We start from the raw sequence: 20325 nt of genomic DNA, 5'->3' as shown, positions 1-20325 counted from the left end.
CTTAGACTATCCTTACTTCGACTCTAAGCGCCTGACGATTGCGTCGATGGCTTACGCATCATTTGCTCCATGTAGTCTGGCGACATTCCTTTAGTCTTTTTCAAATCAGGAATATCGAACTCTCGAACCAGGAAATATTTTATTGTGCTCGGGGATTGCGTCATATTGTTTATCATGAATCTATCACTCAGATAGAGCTCCAGAAGATCTTCGATGTCGAAGCTGAGGCCCTTTGGTTGCGGGGCAAACCATTCATCCAATAATGCCTTTTCTGATTTCGAAGCAAGTCCGATGCGCAGACGTTTGGCTTCTCTATCAACTTCCTCAAGCCAACCAAGCTCAGCGCGAAGACTTTCTTTGCTCTCACGTGTCTGTTTTAGAGACGTATCACGCTTTTTGGCTTGAGCTTCGGTTTCGCTACCCATTCCCAACATGCGCTTGAAAGATCCATTTTCACCAAAAACCGGTCGCTCCAAACGCTCTTCTTCCTCGGAATAAGCACGGTGTTGCTCACTGTACAACTCCCACAGTCCGCGAAGTCTTTGAATATAAAGACGGCGATGGGCGAGAAAGGCATCGGCAGAAACTTTTTTATTGCCAGCCTTGGAAATGTATCGATTACTCGCCTCAATGGCGCTTGTGCCATTAATGTGGTCGTGTAACTCGAAGAAACTGGACACGTATCTATCTTTTTCCTGGAGCTTTGCCATCGAAGGGAAGGGAACTCCGGCACTGTAGGCTGCGCGGTACATATCGTGCAGAGCTGCCATGTGTAGTTCGCGACTGTGAGGGGTACTGTCTTTTTTTAGTCCTCCCCCTACATCAAAACTTGTTCCTGGAACCAAGCGCTCTTCCCAGCGCGGGGTGAGTGATCCAGTGCCAATCAGTCGAGCACGCCTGTTATCCCTGCATTCATGAGCAGCAACTAGATGAAGGGCTGATTTTACAGGGCCCGGCAGACACTCTCCGTCATCGACTTTATTGGAGATTGGCAGCAAAAAATCAAGAACGACAGATGCTTCCATGCTTCTATCGACCGCATCGAACAAACCCGCGAAGATAACTTCAAGTTTTGCGCCTTTGTAGGTAGTAGTACCAGGGTCGCACGCTTCGAATATCTTATGAGCAAAGGCTCGCGCCAGTGTTGCGCCATAATCGAATCCGAATATCGACACAGATATTTTCTTGATCGAAATCGGATTTGCCTTTTTCACATCTTCAACGAGTTTTTCGAATCGATTTGTTGCGGCTTCTAATCGAGTATCCACACCAGTTTTGAGTAAGCTAAAAACAACTTCGTCGTCACGGACCGGCGAGACACCTTCGACTGACGCTTTTGCTGCTGCTGTGGCAATCGTGGAAATAATATTCTTCGGTCTTATATTGTTCGTGAGGTTTTCCCACCAGTTTTTTCCCGTCAAAAGGTCCTTGCCAACATCGACAGCCGCTTCTGTAGCGTTATCCTTAGGCAGCTTTGAGACATCATCCTTGACTTTACTCACTGCGCCATTGAGGTCGGCGGAACTGGTAGTTGCGTTTGTTCCTAAAGTAGCGTCGAAAGATGTAGCGAGCCCGGATATGTAGAATTTATGATACTGGTTGGCTGGGTCGGAGGGCGCAGCCGTCTTTTCATGAGGATAGGCAAGAAAAAGCCGTCCAATATTCGTAACTCGGTCCTCTCTTAAGTCCTTCTCGAGATTTCGACTGACGCCGTCAAAAAAAAATCCTACGTGAAGAGTTGCTTCACAGGGCAATACCGAACTCTTCTTACCCACCGTGTCCGTGTTTGAACGCGCGCTGATAGCTTGTGCATCAGACAAGTTTTTTGGTGTGCTCATGGATGACTTCCTGGTCCGTCAGATGGAGGATTTGCTGAGTTTTCCGGAGCGTACCTCGTATCCAGGGTCGTGGCAGACCACAAAAGCTCAATCTTGTTTTCGGGGAGAAAATAGACGTGCAATGTATCGTCTCCGGCTTTACGTTTTGGCAGGGGCAACAGAGCCTCATGTCTCTCTATTTTCATGCCCTGGTCCTCCTGAGCTTTTGACATGCTCAGGATCCAAACTAATTTGGCATTTTCTCCGGATATGTCCCAGCAGCAGGTGACGCCTCCGTTTCCACCCCAGTTATCATTTACCCAGTAGCTACCGACAGGTCTGTCCATATAGTTATGAGACGTCAACGCCGCGCCGGGCATTCGGTTTTGGCTATAAATGAAAAATGCTAAAAAAGGGGCAGCAATAATAAGGATGCCGATAGCTAAGGCTCGGTTCTTCCATCTGCGTTGATTCAAATTATTCAGGCTTAACGACATTGAATATTTCCAGGGCTCTTTTTCACCAATCGGCTTTCTACGGAAAAATGTTGACTCATTCAGACAACTCCCTCATCACAACCCCAAGCGGCAACTTCTCCCCAACAGCCCGCTCTTTGGCTTTTCCCCACATCGGCCAATTCGCCGGGAACTCGGGATCCATCAATTGCAGGGTGGCAAACAGGCTGACGTCTTCCGGGTCAGACAAGCCTTCTGCGCGACCTGCGTCCAGCGCGTGCTTGACCTGCTTCAACCGGTCTCCATGGCAGCTACTGGTGAATACCTCCGGCGCGTCTTTTTCCAGTTCGGTGGTCAGGTTGTAGGGCAGGGGATCGATCTCCATGTCCTTCCATAACTTGGCGTCCAGGAAAATCGGCTGGTACTTGCCCGGCTGTTCCAGGTTAAGCCCTTTGAAGCATTGCCACTCATCCGCCGCTGGCACCCACCACTCCTGCAACGGGCCGAAAAGCCAGGCATGCCAGGACAGATCGTCGCGGGCGTGGAGCATCGGCAGTACTTCAGGGGCGTAGCTGCGGATCATCAGGACTTCGCCGGCTTCATTTTTTGCCAGCAAGGCGTCGCTCAGGTGCGCCGCGAATTTGTCGGCGGGGCAGTCGGTGCGGATCCAGCTGGCCATGGTGGTGCAGCCGGTGAAGTATTCGTGGGCGAGAAAGGCCTCGAATTCCATGTCGCTGACGTCCACGAGCCATGGGCCGTAGTTGCGCAATTCGGCGAACTCCGGTTGAAGCATCAAGGGGCGGCGTGACGGATCGGATTTGAGAAATTGCTGCCGAGCCGGCTCAGCGAGCAGGCCCGTTTCTACGATTGCGAATCGCGACTGTGCGTTTTTATTCGCCTCTGCCCAGGCTTTCGCTGCGTCGTCCTTCGTCATCAATTGGCTCCCGATTGCAGGGCCAGTTTTTCCCGCATGGCTTTCTTCAGACATTCAACGCAGATGCCTTTCGGCGCCTTCAACTTCGGCACGACGGCCAGCGATTCAGCCTCGATCTTTTGATTCAGCCGGGTTTGCATCAAGCGTCCGGCCTTGTCGAGGGCTGCCAGGCCAGGGATGAAAGGCACGAGGATCTGAACGCCAGAACCCACCCCCGGCGCACCACCAGTATTGGCCTTCACTTCCGCACCGCTGATGGTCACACCACCCGCATCAACCTTGACGAAACTGCCGCCAGCCTTGGCCGTCAGTTCCATACCACCCTCGATCACGACCTTGTCGCCGGCGTGGTAATGAATCTCCGTGCCCGCTTCAACGAACTGCGCGGTGCCGACCTTCACATGCTGGGTCACGCCCACGGTCAGGTGATCATTCGCCCGCATCTCACTGACACGATCCAGATGAGTGATGCGGTGCTCTTCAACCTTGAATTCACTTAAAACATTGGCTTCGACCGTGTCATGCCGTTCGTTGCCAACCCGAATCTTCTGGTCGTGCTCAATGTTCTCATCCCAGTCGCGCTGGGCATGGATGTAGATCTGTTCCGCGCCTTTTTTGTCTTCGATGCGGAATTCGTTGTAGCCCTTGCCACCCGGTGAGCTCAGGGTCTTGAAGGTGCTGCGGGTCTTGTTCGCCGGCAGGTCGTAGGGAACGACGTTTTCCTTGTGGTACAGGCAGCCGGTCACCAGTGGCTGGTCGGGGTCGCCTTCGAGGAAGGTCACCAGCACTTCCATGCCGATCCGTGGGATGGCGATGCCGCCGTAGGCAGCGCCGGCCCAGCCGCTGGCGACCCGCAGCCAGCAGGTGGTCTTGTCGTCGGCCTGACCTTCGCGGTCCCAGTGGAATTGCACTTTCACGCGGCCGTACTGGTCGCAGTGGATTTCTTCGCCGGCGGGGCCGGTGACAATGGCGGTCTGGCTGCCGAGGACTTTCGGTTTCGGGTGTTCGAGGGCAGGGCGGTAGTGGGCGTCCCACGGGGTGGCCACGAAGCTGTTGCGATAGCCCTGGTGGAAATCGCTCTTGTTGTCGGTGACGTCGCTGGTGACGTTTTCGCCCAGCACTTGCGGCTGCTTGCCTTCGTGGAATATTTCCAGCAGCAGCCACAAATCGTTCCACTCGGCGCGCGGGTGCTCGGCCAGGGTCAGGAAGTGGCCGGTGGTCAGGGTCGGCTCGTCACTTTTGCCTTCAGCCAGTTTGTAGTCACTGCGATGGCGTTCCAGGGCGCGGGTCGATAGGAACTTGCCGCGCTCACGCGTGGTGAAGCGGCCGGGGTAGTCGTAGTCCTCCAGGTCCGGGGCGAACGCGGACTTGACGGCACCTTCGGGCAGAATCTTCGGTTTTTCGAAATCGTAATCGCGGCGGCTGACGCGGCTGGTGCGGGTTTCCAGGCGCAGGTTGAAGCGCTTGATGACCGGTTTGTCGGCGGTCATGCCGGAGTCTTGCTGGTAGTTCACCGGTTTCAGTTTGCGGAACACGGTCTGGTCGTCGCCGAACACCAGTTTGTGGCCGCTGCTGCCGTGCTGGAAGTGGAAGTGAATGCCATCCTCTTCGCACAGGCGCTGGATGAAATGCAGGTCGGATTCGTCGTACTGCGCGCAGTAGTCGCGTTCCGGATACTCGGCACCGAGCTGGAAGCTGTAGGCGTCGGACAGGATCCCGCGATCTTCCAGCACCTGGGCAATGATCTTCGGCACCGTCATTTGCTGGAAGATCTGCTGGTCATGGTTGTGCCGCAGGTAGGCCAGTTGCGGCACCAGACTGATGCTGTAACGGGTCAGGGTCTTGCCGGAATCACCTTGCTCGATGCGGTACACCAGACCATGAATCTTGCCCTCGCCAGTGGCGCCGAAGGTCAGGCAGCCAGGCTTGTGCAGGAGTTCTTCGAGTTTGAGGTCGGGGCGGGCGCTGACCAGTTCGAGGTCGAAACGGAACGGTTCGTTGAGGGCTTCGCGACCGGTAAAGCTGAGGACTTGCAGGTCGGCGGAGGCGCCTTCGAGCGTGAGGGTAATGTGGGTAGCATTGGCGTCCAGCATGCCTTTATTTCCGTCCTTTGGATTAGCGTGGGCGGATGGTGCAGGATTAAACCGCCTCGTTCAAGGCGCAAATGCCGTAGAAGCACAGGCCTGAAGTCATAGGGAAAACCCTTAGGTCGGCTGTTTCGCCCCATGAAACAGGCACTTGCGCGCGAGAGATTGCGTGCAATCGTCAACCTCAGCGTCCAGGAACAGCCAGTCAGTTTCAGACTAAAGTCGCCTGTAGCACGTCAAAGCCATCTGCCATCATTGCTCTTCACCCCCGCGTGTTCACTGCCTCCCGGTTCTTTATCGACCCGGGACGGGAGCTATTTCTGGTTGTTTGCGCCTCTGCGCAATCGTTGCCCTGTTGGAGTTTTCAATGCGTCCCCCATTTCCCCTCATCACCCCGCGCCAGTCGCTTGGCTTCGGAGCCTTTGTGCTGTGCGCCGGTTTTACCGCGCAGGTCCAGGCCAGCGGTTTTTTCGAAGACACCACGGCGAAGATCGAATCGCGCACGGTGTACTTCAACCGTGATTTCCGTGATGGGCACACCTCCAATGATCAGGGCGCGTCCAAGCGCGAAGAGTCGGCGCAGGGCTTCATTCTCAATCTGCAATCGGGCTACACCGAAGGCACTGTCGGTTTCGGTATCGATGCGCTGGGCATGGCGGGCTTCCAGCTCGATACCAGCCCTGATCGCAGCAACAGCGGCCTGCTGCCCTCCAGCGGCGACAACCCGCGCGGCTCGAAAGGCCAATACGCAAAAATGGGCCTGACCGCCAAGGTCAAAGTCTCGGACACCGTGCTGAAGTACGGCGCGCTGCTGCCGGATCTGCCGCTGCTCAAGTACAACGACGGTCGCCTGCTGCCGACCATGTTCAACGGGGCAATGCTGACCTCCAAGGAGGTGAAGGACCTGACCTTCATGGCCGCGCGTCTGGACAAATACACCGCGCGGGATTCGACCGATTCGCAAGACATCCGCGTGCACTGCAAGAACAAGCGCTATGCCTGCAACACCACCGCCGATCATTTCGACATGTACGGCTTCGACTACAAGATCAACGATCGCCTGACTGCGCAGTATCACTACGCCGAGCTGGAAGACATCTATCGCCAGCACTTTGTGGGTCTGCTGGCCAATCAGCCGCTGGGTGACGGCGTGCTGAAAGCCGATCTGCGTTTGCTGAAGAGCGCCGACAGCGGTGATGCCAAGGCCGGCTCCATCGACAACCGTGCCTTGAGCGCAATGCTGTCCTACGGCATCAGCGGCCACACCTTCAGCGCCGGCTGGCAGCGCATGAATGGCGATAACTCGATGCCATATCTGGATGGCAGCAACCCGTATCTGGTGAACTACGTGCAGGTCAACGACTTCGCCGCCGCGCAGGAACGTTCATGGCAGCTGCGTTATGACTATGACTTCAAGGCCATCGGCATCAATGGCCTGAGTTTCCTGACCCGTTACGTGAACGGCGATCACGTCAAGGTGCCGGGCAGCGATCAGGAAGGCAAAGAGTGGGAACGCGACAGCGAGTTGAAGTATGTGATTCAGACCGGGACGTTCAAGGATGTCAGCCTGCGTTTGCGCAATGCGACTTACCGTACCAACTACGAGAAGTTTGCCCGGGATGTGGATGAGACCCGGTTGATTGTGAGTTACAACTTTTCGGTGTTGTAACCCATAGGTCGGCGGTGTCTGAGCTGACGCCATCGCGAGCAAGCTCGCTCCCACAGGTTTCCCGGGTGCTCACTAAATTGTGGTCACTCTAAATCCCTGTGGGAGCGAGCTTGCTCGCGAATGCGGTTTCATGGCTACCGCTATAGCCAATGCCAGAACCGGCTCCAGAACCCGCGATTCAGATCATCCTTGCACGCCGCGTATTGCTGACCGTACATGTCCGAGCGGTTCTGCACCTTGCGCGCAGTCGGCATCAGCCACGCCTTGCTGGCATAGGTCTTCTGGCGAAAACCGCCCCAGCCTTCGTGGTAGTTGAGGTACTGGTTGTAGGCGTCGTACTTGTACACGCCGTTGATCGAGGTGGTCTTGTCCATGTACCAGCCGACGAAGTCGATGGCGTCGTCGAAGTCTTCGCGATCGGCGCCATATCGGCCGGTGCTTTTCTGGTAATCGGACCAGACCTCATCCTTGGCCTGCGCATAGCCCGAGGCCGTCGAAACCCGGCCCCACGGGATCACCCACAGCAGGTATTTGCGCGGTGTCTTGGCGTCGTAGCGGTAGCCGGACTCCTGATACATGATCGCGAACGGCACCTGGATCGGTACGCCCCAGCGCTTTTGCGTGACTTGCGCCGCGTCGTACCAATCACTCTTTTCGCGGAAATCTCGCAGAGGTTTTCCGGCGAACGCGGTGGCGATGTTCCGCAACCGGTCAGCAGTGCCGCCAATACCAACAGTCCAACCGTGCGCCCCGAATTCAAAAGCCGTCATCCCGTCGTGCAAAAAAGGGCGCCAGTCTACGCGGTCAGCTCAACTGGTGGCGATAAGGCAAATCCGGACCCGTTTTACTGCATGTAAGGGCGGCGGCCTGTACGGCAAACCCGAGCATGCCGTCGATCTGTTCGCGGCTCAGGTGCTGAACGCCTTCCACCGAATCCAGCTCATGCTCGGTCAGCCAGGTGATCAACGCGGCCTGGAAGGTATCGCCGGCGCCGACGGTATCGGCGATCTTCACCGAGTTCGCCGGCACCGACCATGAGCCGTGAGCGCGGCTGAACACCGTCGCACCTTCACCGCCACGGGTCAGGAACACCACCTGACAACGATGCTGCAGCCAGCCTTCGATGACGCGCTGCGGGTCCTGCTCGGGGTACAGCAGGCTCAAGTCTTCGTCGCTGACTTTGATCAAGTCTGCCAACGGCACCAGCGTAGCGATTCGTTCGCGCCACAGGTCGATGTTCGGTTCCGGGTTGAGGCGCACGTTCGGGTCAAGGCTGATCAGGCGCTTGCCGCTTTCACGCTGCACCAGCGCAAGCAAGGTATCGGCAATCGGTTGCACCACCAGCGAGAAGGAACCGAAGTGCAAACCGCGCACCTCAGGGCCCAGCGTTGGCAGGTGTGCCAGGCTCAACTGGCGATCGGCGCAGCCTTCGCCACGGAAGCTGTAATGCGGCGAGCCATTGGCGCCCACCGCGACCATCGCCAATGTGGTCGGCGCAGCGAAATCCACCAGATAGTCCGGACGTACGCCCTCATCCTGCAGCACCTGTTGCAAGCGCCGGCCGAGGTAGTCGGTGGACAACCCGCCGAACAGCGCCGAATCCACGCCCAGCCGGCGCAACCCCACCGCCACGTTGAACGGCGAGCCACCGGCAATCGCCTTGAAATTGACTTTTGAGGCCTGCCCGCCGGCATCGTCATCGCTGAAGAAATCGAACAGCGCTTCGCCACACACCAGGTACATAGTTGTTTGCTCTTTATAAGGTTGCGACATGCAGTCGATAGCGTTCATAGGCCTGCTGGAACGCCGCGACATTCGCGGCAACCGGCAGGGTTTCACTGTTCAGGTCGAGCTTCACGCAGCGCTGGCACAGGTCGGCCAGGGTGTCTTCGTGGCCGTTCGACCACGACTTGCACCACGCCGCCTGAATCGCCGCGCCCAGGGCAGCGGCTTCGCTCTGCTCGGTGCAGATCACCGGGGTGTTCATGATGTCGGCGACGATCTGGCGCCACACCGCACTTTTCGAGCCGCCGCCGATCAGGCAAATGCTGCGGCTTTGTAAACCATTCTGGCGCAACAGATCCAGTCCATAACGCAGGCCGAAGGTGGTGCCTTCGACCGCCGCGCGGCAAAGATTGGCTTGCGTCAGGTTATCGATCGTCAGCCCATGCAGACTGCCAGTGGCGTGGGGAAGGGGTGGCACGCGTTCGCCGTTGAGGAACGGCAACATGCTCACGCCGTCAGCGCCGATCGGGGCCTGGGCCACCAAAGCGTTGAAGGCATCGAGATCAAGGTTGAACAGTTCGCGGATCGCGCCGGTGGCGTTGGTCAGGTTCATGGTGCAGATCAGCGGCAGCCAGCCACCGCTGGAGGAGCAGAAGGTCGCGACCGACGCGTCCGGACTGACCTTTGGCGCTTCGGCGTAGGCGTACACCGTGCCGGAAGAACCGAGGCTCATGGTGATCGCACCCGGCTGAATATTGCCGGTGCCGATGGCGCCCATCATGTTGTCGCCACCACCGCTGGACACCAATGCATCGGGGTTGATGCCCAACTGTTCGGCGATTGCGGGCAGGATCGTGCCGACTGCTTGATGGGCGTCGATCAGCTCGGGCAGCGCGGATTGCAGGCGACCGCTGGCATCGATGTCACGCAGCAGCTGCAAATCCCACTGGCGGGTGCGCACGTTGAAATAGCCGGTACCGGATGCGTCACCGTATTCGCTGCACGCACGGCCGGTGAGCCAGAAATTCAGGTAGTCGTGGGGCAACAGGATCCGAGCGATGCGTGAAAACACCTCTGGATGCTTTTCCTTGGTCCACAACAGTTTGGAGACGGTGTAGCCCGGCGCGATGACCACGCCGAGACGCTCCAGCGAGCCTTGTTCGCCACCCAGGTGAGTCAGCAGGCGATCGTTTTCAGGCGTGGTTTCGGTGTCGCACCAGAGCTTGGCCGGACGCAGGACCTGGCCTTGCTCGTCGAGCAGCACCAAGCCGTGTTGCTGACCGGAAACGCCGATGCCGAGGATCGACTGGCCGTCCACTTTCGCTGCCAGCAGGGCACGGCGAGTGGCGAGGGCGAAGGCCTCCAGCCATTGCGCGGTGTCTTGCTCGCGACGGCCGTTGGCGCCGCTGATCATCGTGTGGGCGGCGGCGCCTTGGCCGAGGACCTGACCGCTGACAGTGTCGAGGATGATGGCTTTAGTGCCTTGAGTGCCGCAGTCGATGCCGAGGAACAGTTGCTGTGTTGTCATGTGCGCTCCACACAGATCGAGGGACGCGGAGCGTCCCGGGCTGCATTCCCACGCAGAGCGTGGGAACGATCAGGTCAACAGGTGTTCGAGGGTGCGAGTCACGCCTTCTTCGCGCAAGCTGTTCAGGCACCACTCGAACGCCGCCACAAACTCCTTCGAGCGCGGTATCGCGGTACCGAAGATTTCTTCAACCCCCAACAACCGCTCAGTGATCAAAGCATCCTCCGCCACCAACCCCTGACAGAACGCGGCCCGAGGATCCGGAATCGAGTAAGTGTCGCCATTCTCGTCCACGCCCTTCAAGTACAGCGCCCAGGCCGCCACCACCAACGCCGCCCGTTTGGTCTCCTGTCCGTCGGCAATCAACCGATTGATCGTTGGAATGGTGAACTTGGGAAACTTCGACGAACCATCCGAACAAACCCGCTCCAACTGATCGGCAATCGCCTGATTGGAGAACCGTGCCACCAGCGTGTTCTTGTAGTCGGTCAGGTCGATGCCCGGCACCGGCGCCAGTTGCGGGGTCACGTCCAGATCCATGTAGGCGCGCATATAACGCACGAACAGCGGGTCGTTCATGGTTTCGTGAACGAAGCGGTAACCCTTCAAAAAGCCCAGATAAGTCAGTGCAAGATGGCTGCCGTTGAGCAGTTTGATCTTCATTTCTTCGTAGGGCGAAACATCGTCGGTGAATTGCACGCCGACCTTTTCCCAGGCCGGGCGGCCGTTGACGAATTTGTCTTCCAGCACCCATTGCACGAAGGGTTCGCAGACCACCGGCCAGGCGTCGTCGACGGCGTGTTTGTCCGCCAGTTGCAGGCGATGCGCAGTGCTGGTCATGGGGGTGATGCGGTCGACCATCGCGTTGGGGAAGCTGACGTTGGCGTCGATCCAGTCACGCAGGTCCGGATCCAGCAGCGAGGTGAAGGCCAGCAGCGCCTTGCGGGTGACGGCGCCGTTGTGCGGCAGGTTATCGCAGGACATCACCGTGAACGCCGGAATGCCTGCCGCACGTCGCTTGGCCAGCGCGGCACAGAGGAAACCGAACACGGTTTTCGGCTGTTGCGGGTAAGTCAGGTCGTGCTGAATCTGCGGCAGGTGCGCCATGAACTCGCCGTTGCTGTCATCAATGCAGTAGCCGCCCTCGGTGATGGTCAGCGAGACGATACGGATCTGCGGGTCGGCGAGTTTTTCGATCAGCGCCTGAGCGCTGTCCTCGGCCAGCAGCATGTCGCGGATCGCACCGATGACGCGGACTTCGGTGTCGTCGCTGTCGCCGAGTTCGAACAGGGTGAACAGGTAATCCTGTTCCTTGAGGTCGTCGCGGGCGCGGCGGTCTTCGGCGCGCAGGCCGACGCCGCAAATGGCCCAGTCCAGCGCTTCGCCGGTGTTCATCAGCGCGTCGGTGTAATACGCCTGATGTGCGCGGTGGAAACCGCCGACGCCAATGTGGGCGATGCCCTGGCGGGTGTCGCTGAGGCTGTAGGCCGGCAGTTTCACTTCGGCGGCGAGGCGGTTGAGATTTTGCTTGTTCAGTTTCATCGGGTCAGTCTCGAAATCAGGCAGCCGCGCGCAGCGGGCGGGTCAGCGCCACGCCGTCGGCATCGAACAGGTGGCAGTGGGCAGCGTCCAGGTGCAGGTTCAGTTGTTCGCCGTAACGGCTCGCCAGATCGCCGCGCACGCGCATGGTCAGGGCTTCGCCGGCGTTGGTCTTGACGTGGCAGAAGGTGTCGCTGCCCAGCCGTTCGCTGACGTCGGCAGTGACTTGCAGGGTGCAGTCGCCCGGTTGCGCCAGTTCCAGATGTTCCGGGCGAATGCCCAGGGTCACGGCGCTGCCGACGCTCAGGTTCGACGCGTTGAATGGCAGGGTGATGCGAGTGCCGGCGTCCAGCGAAACTTCGCAGCTCGCGCCATCGATCCGCGCGATCTGGCCTTTGAGGAAGCCCATTTTCGGCGTGCCGAGGAAGCCGGCGACGAACAGATTGGCGGGGTTGTGATACAGCTCCAGCGGCGAACCGACCTGTTCGATCTTGCCGCCGTTGAGCACCACGACCTTGTCGGCCATGGTCATGGCTTCGACCTGATCGTGGGTCACGTAGATCATGGTCGCTTTGAGGTCCTTGTGCAGGCGCAGCAGCTCAAGGCGCATTTGCACCCGCAGGGCGGCGTCGAGGTTGGACAGCGGCTCGTCGAACAGGAAGATTTTCGGGTTGCGCACGATCGCGCGACCGATGGCCACACGCTGACGCTGGCCGCCGGACAACTGTTTCGGCTTGCGTTCCAGCATCGGGCCCAGTTCGAGAATCCGCGCCGCTTCACCGACTTTCTTTTCGACCTCAGCCTTCGGCACACCGGCCAGATCGAGGGCAAACGACATGTTCTTTTTCACGGTCATGTGCGGATACAGCGCGTAGGTCTGGAACACCATCGCCAGGTCACGCTTGGCCGGGCTGACTTCGGTGATGTCGCGCCCATCCAGTTCGATGGTGCCGCCGCTGACTTCTTCAAGGCCGGCGATCAGTCGCAGCAGGGTGGATTTGCCGCAGCCCGACGGGCCGACGAACACCACGAATTCCTTGTCGTTCACCTCAAGGTCGATGCCCTTGATGATGGAGAAACCTTCGAAGCCTTTTTGCAGATTCTTGATTTTCAGGTTGGCCATGATGGCGCTCCTTTTGCGAATTCTTATTTGACGGCGCCGAACGACAGGCCGCGCACCAGTTGTTTCTGGCTGATCCAGCCGAAGATCAGGATCGGCGCGCAGGCCAGGGTCGAGACGGCCGACAACTTGGCCCAGAACAATCCTTCGGGGCTTGAGTAGGAAGCGATCAGCGCGGTCAGCGGCGCGGCTTTGGACGAGGTCAGGTTCAGCGACCAGAACGCCTCGTTCCAGCACAGGATCAGCGACAGCAGCACGGTCGACGCGAGGCCGCCCTTGGCGATCGGCAACAGCACGCGGAGCATTTCCTGTGCGAGGGTGGCGCCGTCGAGGCGGGCGGCTTCGAGGATGTCTTTGGGAATGTCCTTGAAGTAGGTGTAAACCATCCAGACCACGATCGGCAGGTTGATCAGCGTGTAGATCACGATCAGCGCGATGCGCGTGTCGAGCAGGCCGAAACTCTTGGCCAGCAGGTAGATCGGCATCAGCACGCCCACCGGCGGCAACATCTTGGTGGAGAGCATCCACAGCAGCGTGCCCTTGGTGCGCTGGGTTTCGTAGAACGCCATCGAGTACGCTGCCGGCACCGCGATCAGCAGGCAAAGTGCCGTGGCACTGAAGGAAATCACCACCGAGTTCAAGGCGAAGCTGAAGTAGTCGCTGCGCTCATTGATGTGCAGGTAGTTCTCCAGCGTCGGCGTGAAGATGAACTGCGGCGGTGTGGCGAAGGCGTCGATTTCGGTCTTGAAACTGGTCAGCACCATCCAGAAGATCGGGAAGAAAATGATGATCGCGATGGCCCAGGCCAGCGTGCCGAGCAGCAGGCTTTGCAGCCGGCGGGATTGTTGAAGAGTCATGGCAGGCCTCAGGCTTTGTCAGTCAGGTTTTTGCCGATCATCCGCACCAGAATGATCGCGGCGATGTTGGCGATGACCACGGCGATCAGGCCGCCGGCCGAGGCCATGCCGACGTCGAACTGCACCAGCGCCTGGTTGTAGATCAGGTAGGCGAGGTTGGTCGACGCGTAACCGGGGCCGCCGTTGGTGGTGGTGAAGATTTCGGCGAACACCGACAGCAGGAAGATGGTTTCGATCATCACCACCACGGCAATCGGACGTGCCAGGTGCGGCAGCGTCAGGTGCCAGAAGATTGCGATCGGGCCGGCGCCGTCGAGGCGGGCGGCTTCCTTCTGTTCCTGGTCGAGGGACTGCATGGCGGTCATCAGGATCAGGATCGCGAAGGGCAGCCATTGCCACGAGACAATGATGATGATCGACAGCAGCGGGTAGTGGGCCAGCCAGTCCACCGGTTGCGCGCCGAACAGCTTCCAGATGTAGGCGAGGATCCCGGACACCGGATGGAAAATCAGGTTCTTCCAGATCAGCGCACCGACCGTGGGCATGATGAAGAACGGCGAAATCAGCATCACCCGCACGATGCCTCGACCGAAGAACTCACTGGCCTCCAGCAACGCACTGATCAACACGCCGAACACCACGCTGATCAGCAGCACGCTGCCTACCAGCAGCAGGGTGTTGGTGGCGCCGGGCATGAAGCCTGAGTCAGTCAGGAAGTAGGTGAAGTTTTCCAGCCCGACGAACTCGTTTACGCCGGGGTCGAGCAGGTTGTAGCGGATCATCGAAAAATAGACGGTCATGCCCAGCGGCACGATCATCCACAGCAGCAACAGGGCCACCGAAGGGCTGACCAGGAACCAGCCGGGATTGGCCACGCGGCTTTTGCGCCGGGGCTGCGACAGGTCGATGTGGGCTTTGGCAGTTGAAGTATTCATGGTGATCACAACCGAGTCATACAGACCTATGGAGATCCCCGGTGAGCGCGAGCTGGCTCGCTAAGGCGTCGTGTCAGACAACAAATGTTTCACTGAAACACCGCTTTCGCGAGCAAGCCCGCTCCCACAGGAGGCAGGAGCGAGCTTTACGGGTTACTTCGGATAACCCGCGCGCTTCATCTCGCGTTCGGTGGTTTGTTGCGCAGCGGTCAGCGCCTGGTCGACCGTGGTCTGGCCGATCAGCGCGGCCGAGAACAGCTTGCCAACCTGGGTGCCGATGCCCTGGAATTCAGGGATGGTCACCAGTTGAATGCCGATATACGGCACGGGCTTGAGGGTCGGTTTGCTCGGATCAGCGGCTTTCAGCGATTCCAGCGTGACCTTGGCAAACGGTGCGGCGCTCATGTAGGCCTCGCTGTAGGTCGAGGCGCGAGTGCCCGGCGGTACGTTGGCGATGCCGTCGGTCTTGGCGACCAGTTCGCCGTACTCCCTGGAGGTAGCCCAGGCGCTGAATTCCTTGGCGGCGTCCTTGGCCTTGGAGCTGGTCGGAATCGCCAGCGCCCACGAGTACAGCCACGCCGAGCCTTTGTCGGTGACCTGATGCGGCGCGTAGGTGAAGCCGACGTGATCGGCGACCTTGCTCTGGGTCTTGTCGGTGACAAACGATCCGGCGACGCTGGCATCGACCCAGATCGCGCACTTGCCGCTGTTGAACAGGGCGAGGTTTTCGTTGAAACCGTTGCTGGAGGCGCCCGGCGGGCCGGACTTCTTCATGGTGTCGACGTAGAAGTTCAGCGCGTTCTTCCATTCCGGGCCGCTGAATTCCGGTTTCCACTGCTCATCGAACCAGCGCGCGCCGTAGGCGTTGGCCACGGTGGTGATCAGCGCCATGTTCTCGCCCCAGCCGGCCTTGCCGCGCAGGCAGATGCCGTATTGTTCCTTGTCCTTTTTAGTGAGTTTCTCGGCGAAGCCGGCGATCTGCTCCCAGGTCGGACGCTCCGGCATGGTCAGGCCGGCGTCCTTGAACAGGTCGGTGCGGTAATAGGTGATCGAGCTTTCGGCGTAGAACGGCAAGGCGTACAGCGAACCCTTGACCGACAGGCCTTCACGCACCGACGGAAACACGTCGTCGAGTGCGTAGCTGGCCGGCAGATCCTTCATCGGTTCCAGCCAGCCCTTGGCGCCCCAGAGTGCAGCTTCGTACATGCCGATGGTCAACACATCGAACTGACCGCCCTGGGTGGCAATGTCGGTGGTCAGGCGCTGGCGCAGGACGTTTTCTTCCAGCACGACCCAATTGAGCTTGATGTCCGGATGCTCGGTCTCGAAGGTTTTCGAGAGCTTTTGCATGCGGATCATGTCGCTGTTGTTGACGGTGGCGATGGTCAGGGTCTGGGCGCCAAGGCTGACGCTGCTGAGGGTCATGCAGGTGAGAGCCAGCAGAGCTTTTGCAGTGGGTTGCATCGTGCACTCCTTTTCTGCGCCCGGCGGGGGCAGAAGGACAGTTATTGTTTTTGTGTTCTTCCGGCAGGGGAAGAATGTGCACTGATTACAGCCTTCTAACGCAGGGCTGACAAATCATCCCTAGCACTTGAATCGATACTTTTTTGCACTCGGGATTGACGCGATAAACGCAGGGAAGGGCGTTTCAGAAGGGCGGCAGCCATGAATCCGTACAGGTTTTCCTGCGTCAGCCGTGGTTTTGCTCGGTCAGGCGCTGTACGACCAGCCGGCGATAATGCGAAGGCGTCATGCCTTTGAGCTGCTGAAAGCGCCGGTTGAAGTTGGAAATATTGTTGAAGCCCGATTCGAAACACACCTCGGTCACCGGTTTGTCGCCGTCCGCCAGCAGCTCGCAGGATTTACTGATGCGCAGGCGATTGACGAATTCGATGAAATTGCGCCCGGTCGCCTGCTTGAACACGCGACTGAAGTAGGTGGGTTTCATGCCCAGGTGCTCGGCGACTTCCTCCAGCGGCAGTTCACGGGCGTAGTGGGCGAAGATGTAGTCCACCGCGCGGTTGGTGCGGTCGATGTTGTGCTCGTCGGCCAGTTGCGGGGTGGTTGCGCCGGACAACAACTGGTAGTCATCGCAGGCCGCGAGCAACTCCATCAGGATGAAAAAGTGCCCGAGACGGGTAATGCCGTTTGAATCGGCGATGCGTTGCATCAGGATCATGGCCTGACGAATTGTCTGTGGTGAGCGGAATTCGATGCCGTACTGCGCACGTTCCAGCAACGGTGCCAAGGTCTTGAGTTCGGCGAACACTTGATGGCCGCTCTCGAACAATTCATCGGTGAAGTTGACCAGCATGTCGCGCTTCTCGACCACTTCGTCTTCGGCCACCTGGCTGATCCAGTTGTGCGGCAGGTTGGGGCCGGTCAGGAACAGCGTCTGCGGGTAGAAGTTGCCGATGTAGTCGCCGATGAACACCTTGCCCGAACTGGCGACGATCAAATGCAACTCGTATTCCTTGTGGAAGTGCCAGCGCACCAGCGGGCAAGGGAAGCCGTGCTGGCGGTAAATGATGGACAACCCGTTGTGGTCATCCATCAATTCATACGAGGGGTCGGTGACGCGGGCTGTTCGGGTCATGATCGGGCGCTTTTTTTGTTATCGCCTGGCGATCATGCCTCTTTGTGCACGGGATGCGCCAGTTTCCAGTGCAGCTCAAAGCCCCCGTTGCCGGGCTTTCTTCAGGCTGGCGATCCGGCAGAACTCCACCAGGTCCGACTCTTCCATGAAGTCGACATTGATGATGTTGCACTTCAACGCCCAGTCGCTCTTATCCAGATCAAACCATTCGTTCAGCTTGTCATGGATATCGACGGGGCCGCCGAGGGCGGTGTAGCTGGTGGCGGATAAAGACCAGAGCCGCCAGCTACCAGGAGGGCTTTGCAAAACTCTGTCAATGAACTGCCTCAGTTCTTCAGGATTGGTAATGCCGCTACCGGACCATTGATGATTGACGACGTCATGAAATGCATTGTGTTCCAGCTGCCAATGAGACTTGGCCGCTGCAAACACGCGCTGTTGGGGGCTGATTCGCTTGAGTTCACGAAGACTCAGAGTTGCATTCTGGCGGGGAACAAGACGTTGCCCCAGAAATTGGATGATTATTTTATTGAAGTAGTCGTAATCAAAATCGGCGCCATCGAGGCTGTGAAAGTCCAGAATAATGAACTCATCCGGATTGTTCTCAAGAAACGCTTTGACATCCACTACCAGATTTTTCAGGGTTCGAGAATTCCGATATCCATTGTGGTGAGCGATGAACTTTTCCAGTTCTTTGGCCTTCGCGTCATAAGTCAGACGAATGTCGAGTACCCTGGAACCGTTATTCAGCTGGGCAAGAAAACTGTCATGCTGGCAGGCGAGCCAGTGGCGCGGAGGGCCGAAAACCGGATAGGAAGCTTTCCAGTCACTGCCGGCGTTATGGGTGCCCGGTAATGACAGTTCAAATATCGACAGTGAATCAATGGCGGGAGTCGATCCCATCCAGTTATGAGTACTCATGAATGCATCCTGCATGTATTGAAGTAGTGTGCTGCGTTGCGAGACAGTCAAGGCAGCATTTGCAGGGTCTTTATAATGTCTGGCTTTTTAGTTGACCATTTGGAGTTTGATTCAACGTGTTGGCGAATGTTTTTTTAGTTGTCCGGAGAATTATTTATTCTGGTTTTTGGCTTCAATCCACTGCGACATATATTGCGTGCTCTTGTGCGAATGGTGGCGCAACATGCTGCCCATAAAGTTTTGACGTCTTAGTTGAACAAGGTTCTTGCGACATTCCTGCAACCTTTCGATCAATGCCGGTCCATGTATCGCTTGCGGGTAAACGTCGTTGAGCAGTGCTTGCCCCTGAGACTGAGCGGCTTGCCAACGGACCTCGTCGCGATAGAGCTCAACGGCGGCATTGGCCAGATCCTGCGCCGTACGACAAATGGCACCCGGCCAGGGTTGGTCGGTGCGCATGCCTTCGGCGCCGATCGGCGTAGTGACGCTCGGCGTTCCGCAGAGCATGGCATCGATCAGTTTGCCTTTGATGCCGGCGCCGAAACGCAAGGGTGCCAGGCAGATGCGCGCTTCGGACATGACCTGCAACGCATCTTCCGCCCAGTTCATGATGTGAAAACCCTGCGCCGCGTTGTGCATAGCGGCTGCCTTGGGCGGCGTGTAGGCGCCGTAGATGTGTAATTGTGCTTTCGGGAGTTGCGCGCGGATCAGCGGCCAGATGGTTGATTTCATCCATAAAACCGCGTCCCAGTTCGGCGCGTGGCGGAAGTTGCCGATACTGAGGAAGTTCGCGCGCTCTTCAAATGCTTTTGCTGGAACGCGGGCCGGTTCGACCATCAACGGGCACCAGTGCAACAGCTCGGTCGGCAATTTGAACTGCTGCACCAGCAACTCGATTTCTACCGGCGAGATCATAAGGTTCAGATCACAGCGGTAGAGCGCGGCAATCTCGCGCTTGGCCAGATCGGTGTCAGCCATCAATTCGAACTCTTCGCGCAGCGCAGGTGCGAACAGTGCATGGAAGTCGTCAGCGTCATCGCTGCTCTTCAGCCGATCCTTCAAACGTTGATGACGAGCGTGCCGCAAACTCTGCAAGTCCGATGTTTCCAGTACGCGCAGAGCATTGGGGCAGTGTTTTTCCACGCGCCAGCCGAATTGTTCCTCGATCATGAACTGGTCGAACAGCACGATATCCGGCGCCAGCTCGCTGACGAAGACATCGAAGCTGCTGTTGTTCAATTCGATCGGAACAGTGCGAATGCCCAATTCGGCAAGATCGGCCGGATGTTCGCCAACGCCTGCGGGGCTGGCAAAAGTAATGTCCCAGCCCTGTTGCAGGAAGGTCTCGAGAATCTGCATCACATGCCCGCTCGCTGCGGAGGAACGGGGTTCCGGCCAGACGTAACCAATGACGAGGACTTTGGTTGCGGGCTGACTCATGAAAAGGTATTTCCTGAAGAACGAAAGAGAAGAAGAAAAAACGCGCGGATTAGAACATATCCTGAGGTTGAATCCGCGCTGCAAAGCCGTTTGTGTCAGTGTTGACCCAGAACGCTCTTCACCTTGTCGCGCAGTTGATCGATCGAAAACGGTTTGCCGATCACATGCATATCTGCCGGCACTTCAATGGTCTCGGCATAACCGCTGGCAAACAGAATCGGCAGTGAAGGGCGAATTGTGCGGGCTTCAGTGGCAAGCTGACGGCCATCCATGATCGGCAGACCGACGTCGGTCATCATCAGATCAATGTGCTGATTCACATCCTTGAGGATTTCCAGCGCCTGTTCGCTGCCATCGGCTTCCAGAACCTTGAACTCCAACTCCTCCAGTACATCGACGATCAGCATGCGCACGATGGCGTCGTCTTCTACTACAAGGATGGTGGACGTGGTGCTGGACATAATGGCGGCTCTCAAGAATGGGGGACGGGGCGCCGGTCGATCAAAAATGCCGGGCTCTTGCATGAGTAAGTGGCGCATAGCCACAAGTTCCCGGATGGATACAAAAAAGAATAGGCGCAAACGGGTGGGCAAGGATAACCGCTGGCCTGCTATTCGGCGCAGGCAAATGTAGGAAAACGATACTAAAACTGTGAGAAAAATGGATCCATGCCGCTGTTTTGGGGCAAACTCCCTGGTTTTC

At 58.0% G+C, this 20325-nt stretch carries 16 protein-coding genes and 1 pseudogene; 1 reads left to right on the top strand and 16 read right to left on the bottom strand.

Annotated features, from left to right (window positions below; translation table 11 throughout):
* Window positions 1-23: 23 nt before the first annotated feature.
* The 4 genes from CAF73_RS14190 to CAF73_RS14175 are packed head-to-tail and all read right to left on the bottom strand — an operon-like array spanning window position 24 to window position 5299.
* Complete coding sequence (locus CAF73_RS14190) at window positions 24-1838, bottom strand: DUF2235 domain-containing protein (protein ID WP_085703031.1); 1815 nt, start codon at window positions 1836-1838, stop codon at window positions 24-26.
* Window positions 1835-2314, bottom strand: coding sequence for a DUF3304 domain-containing protein (locus CAF73_RS14185; protein WP_085703030.1), 480 nt, complete (start codon window positions 2312-2314; stop codon window positions 1835-1837). Before CAF73_RS14185 ends, CAF73_RS14190 begins: the two co-directional genes overlap by 4 nt.
* 55 nt (window positions 2315-2369) lie before the next feature.
* Window positions 2370-3206, bottom strand: a complete 837-nt coding sequence (locus CAF73_RS14180) for a DUF4123 domain-containing protein (RefSeq protein ID WP_176247734.1) — start codon at window positions 3204-3206, stop codon at window positions 2370-2372.
* Window positions 3206-5299 carry a type VI secretion system tip protein VgrG gene (locus CAF73_RS14175; protein WP_085703028.1) on the bottom strand — a complete coding sequence of 698 codons (2094 nt, stop codon included), beginning with the start codon at window positions 5297-5299 and terminating at the stop codon, window positions 3206-3208. The genes CAF73_RS14180 and CAF73_RS14175 overlap by 1 nt, the downstream gene beginning before the upstream one ends.
* Window positions 5300-5660: 361 nt before the next feature.
* On the opposite strand from CAF73_RS14175, the gene CAF73_RS14170 reads away from it, so the two are divergent.
* Entirely contained in the window at window positions 5661-6962 is a 1302-nt protein-coding gene (locus CAF73_RS14170; RefSeq protein WP_085703027.1) for an OprD family porin, read from the top strand.
* Between the two features lie 140 nt (window positions 6963-7102).
* On the opposite strand, the pseudogene CAF73_RS14165 reads toward CAF73_RS14170, so the two are convergent.
* The 12 genes and pseudogenes from CAF73_RS14165 to CAF73_RS14110 form a co-directional block, all read right to left on the bottom strand.
* Window positions 7103-7722: pseudogene (locus CAF73_RS14165) on the bottom strand (hypothetical protein).
* 44 nt (window positions 7723-7766) lie between these two features.
* Window positions 7767-8705 (bottom strand): carbohydrate kinase, encoded by a 939-nt coding sequence (locus tag CAF73_RS14160; RefSeq protein ID WP_085703026.1) that lies wholly within the window; start codon window positions 8703-8705, stop codon window positions 7767-7769.
* A gap of 13 nt (window positions 8706-8718) precedes the next feature.
* The gene (gene xylB / locus CAF73_RS14155) at window positions 8719-10215 is read right to left on the bottom strand and encodes a xylulokinase (protein WP_085703025.1); all 1497 of its coding nucleotides are present in this window, start codon (window positions 10213-10215) and stop codon (window positions 8719-8721) included.
* Between the two features lie 69 nt (window positions 10216-10284).
* Complete coding sequence (locus CAF73_RS14150) at window positions 10285-11757, bottom strand: mannitol dehydrogenase family protein (protein ID WP_085696239.1); 1473 nt, start codon at window positions 11755-11757, stop codon at window positions 10285-10287.
* 16 nt (window positions 11758-11773) lie between these two features.
* The gene (locus CAF73_RS14145) at window positions 11774-12877 is read right to left on the bottom strand and encodes an ABC transporter ATP-binding protein (RefSeq protein WP_085696238.1); all 1104 of its coding nucleotides are present in this window, start codon (window positions 12875-12877) and stop codon (window positions 11774-11776) included.
* Window positions 12878-12900: 23 nt separating this feature from the next.
* Window positions 12901-13731: a carbohydrate ABC transporter permease gene (locus tag CAF73_RS14140; protein ID WP_085703024.1), complete on the bottom strand. Its 831-nt coding sequence runs from the start codon at window positions 13729-13731 to the stop codon at window positions 12901-12903.
* An 8-nt stretch (window positions 13732-13739) separates the two neighbouring features.
* Window positions 13740-14666, bottom strand: a complete 927-nt coding sequence (locus CAF73_RS14135; RefSeq protein WP_085696464.1) for a carbohydrate ABC transporter permease — start codon at window positions 14664-14666, stop codon at window positions 13740-13742.
* 153 nt (window positions 14667-14819) lie between these two features.
* Entirely contained in the window at window positions 14820-16130 is a 1311-nt protein-coding gene (locus CAF73_RS14130) for a sugar ABC transporter substrate-binding protein (protein ID WP_085703023.1), read from the bottom strand.
* Between the two features lie 226 nt (window positions 16131-16356).
* The gene (locus CAF73_RS14125) at window positions 16357-17262 is read right to left on the bottom strand and encodes an AraC family transcriptional regulator (protein ID WP_085703022.1); all 906 of its coding nucleotides are present in this window, start codon (window positions 17260-17262) and stop codon (window positions 16357-16359) included.
* A gap of 75 nt (window positions 17263-17337) precedes the next feature.
* Window positions 17338-18183: a phospholipase gene (locus CAF73_RS14120; protein WP_085703021.1), complete on the bottom strand. Its 846-nt coding sequence runs from the start codon at window positions 18181-18183 to the stop codon at window positions 17338-17340.
* A 150-nt stretch (window positions 18184-18333) separates the two neighbouring features.
* A complete protein-coding gene (locus CAF73_RS14115; protein ID WP_085703020.1) occupies window positions 18334-19623 on the bottom strand; it encodes a glycosyltransferase in 1290 nt (429 codons plus the stop codon).
* 95 nt (window positions 19624-19718) lie between these two features.
* The gene (locus CAF73_RS14110; protein WP_085696232.1) at window positions 19719-20084 is read right to left on the bottom strand and encodes a response regulator; all 366 of its coding nucleotides are present in this window, start codon (window positions 20082-20084) and stop codon (window positions 19719-19721) included.
* Window positions 20085-20325: the final 241 nt, after the last annotated feature.

Source organism: Pseudomonas sp. B15(2017) (assembly GCF_002113215.1).
Taxonomy (GTDB): domain Bacteria; phylum Pseudomonadota; class Gammaproteobacteria; order Pseudomonadales; family Pseudomonadaceae; genus Aquipseudomonas.
Note: the sequence above shows the minus strand (reverse complement) of the source record. Positions and strands in the feature narration are given on the sequence as shown.

Excerpts from the sequence above, each read along its gene's own strand:
- CAF73_RS14170 (WP_085703027.1), top strand. The coding sequence starts at position 5,661 with ATGCGTCCCCCATTTCCCCTCATCACCCCGCGCCAGTCGCTTGGCTTC.
- CAF73_RS14180 (WP_176247734.1), bottom strand. The coding sequence starts at position 3,206 with ATGACGAAGGACGACGCAGCGAAAGCCTGGGCAGAGGCGAATAAAAAC.
- CAF73_RS14150 (WP_085696239.1), bottom strand. The coding sequence starts at position 11,757 with ATGAAACTGAACAAGCAAAATCTCAACCGCCTCGCCGCCGAAGTGAAA.
- CAF73_RS14160 (WP_085703026.1), bottom strand. The coding sequence starts at position 8,705 with ATGTACCTGGTGTGTGGCGAAGCGCTGTTCGATTTCTTCAGCGATGAC.
- CAF73_RS14110 (WP_085696232.1), bottom strand. The coding sequence starts at position 20,084 with ATGTCCAGCACCACGTCCACCATCCTTGTAGTAGAAGACGACGCCATC.
- CAF73_RS14190 (WP_085703031.1), bottom strand. The coding sequence starts at position 1,838 with ATGAGCACACCAAAAAACTTGTCTGATGCACAAGCTATCAGCGCGCGT.
- CAF73_RS14135 (WP_085696464.1), bottom strand. The coding sequence starts at position 14,666 with ATGAATACTTCAACTGCCAAAGCCCACATCGACCTGTCGCAGCCCCGG.
- CAF73_RS14115 (WP_085703020.1), bottom strand. The coding sequence starts at position 19,623 with ATGAGTCAGCCCGCAACCAAAGTCCTCGTCATTGGTTACGTCTGGCCG.
- xylB (WP_085703025.1), bottom strand. The coding sequence starts at position 10,215 with ATGACAACACAGCAACTGTTCCTCGGCATCGACTGCGGCACTCAAGGC.
- CAF73_RS14145 (WP_085696238.1), bottom strand. The coding sequence starts at position 12,877 with ATGGCCAACCTGAAAATCAAGAATCTGCAAAAAGGCTTCGAAGGTTTC.
- CAF73_RS14175 (WP_085703028.1), bottom strand. The coding sequence starts at position 5,299 with ATGCTGGACGCCAATGCTACCCACATTACCCTCACGCTCGAAGGCGCC.
- CAF73_RS14125 (WP_085703022.1), bottom strand. The coding sequence starts at position 17,262 with ATGACCCGAACAGCCCGCGTCACCGACCCCTCGTATGAATTGATGGAT.
- CAF73_RS14140 (WP_085703024.1), bottom strand. The coding sequence starts at position 13,731 with ATGACTCTTCAACAATCCCGCCGGCTGCAAAGCCTGCTGCTCGGCACG.
- CAF73_RS14130 (WP_085703023.1), bottom strand. The coding sequence starts at position 16,130 with ATGCAACCCACTGCAAAAGCTCTGCTGGCTCTCACCTGCATGACCCTC.
- CAF73_RS14120 (WP_085703021.1), bottom strand. The coding sequence starts at position 18,183 with ATGAGTACTCATAACTGGATGGGATCGACTCCCGCCATTGATTCACTG.
- CAF73_RS14185 (WP_085703030.1), bottom strand. The coding sequence starts at position 2,314 with ATGTCGTTAAGCCTGAATAATTTGAATCAACGCAGATGGAAGAACCGA.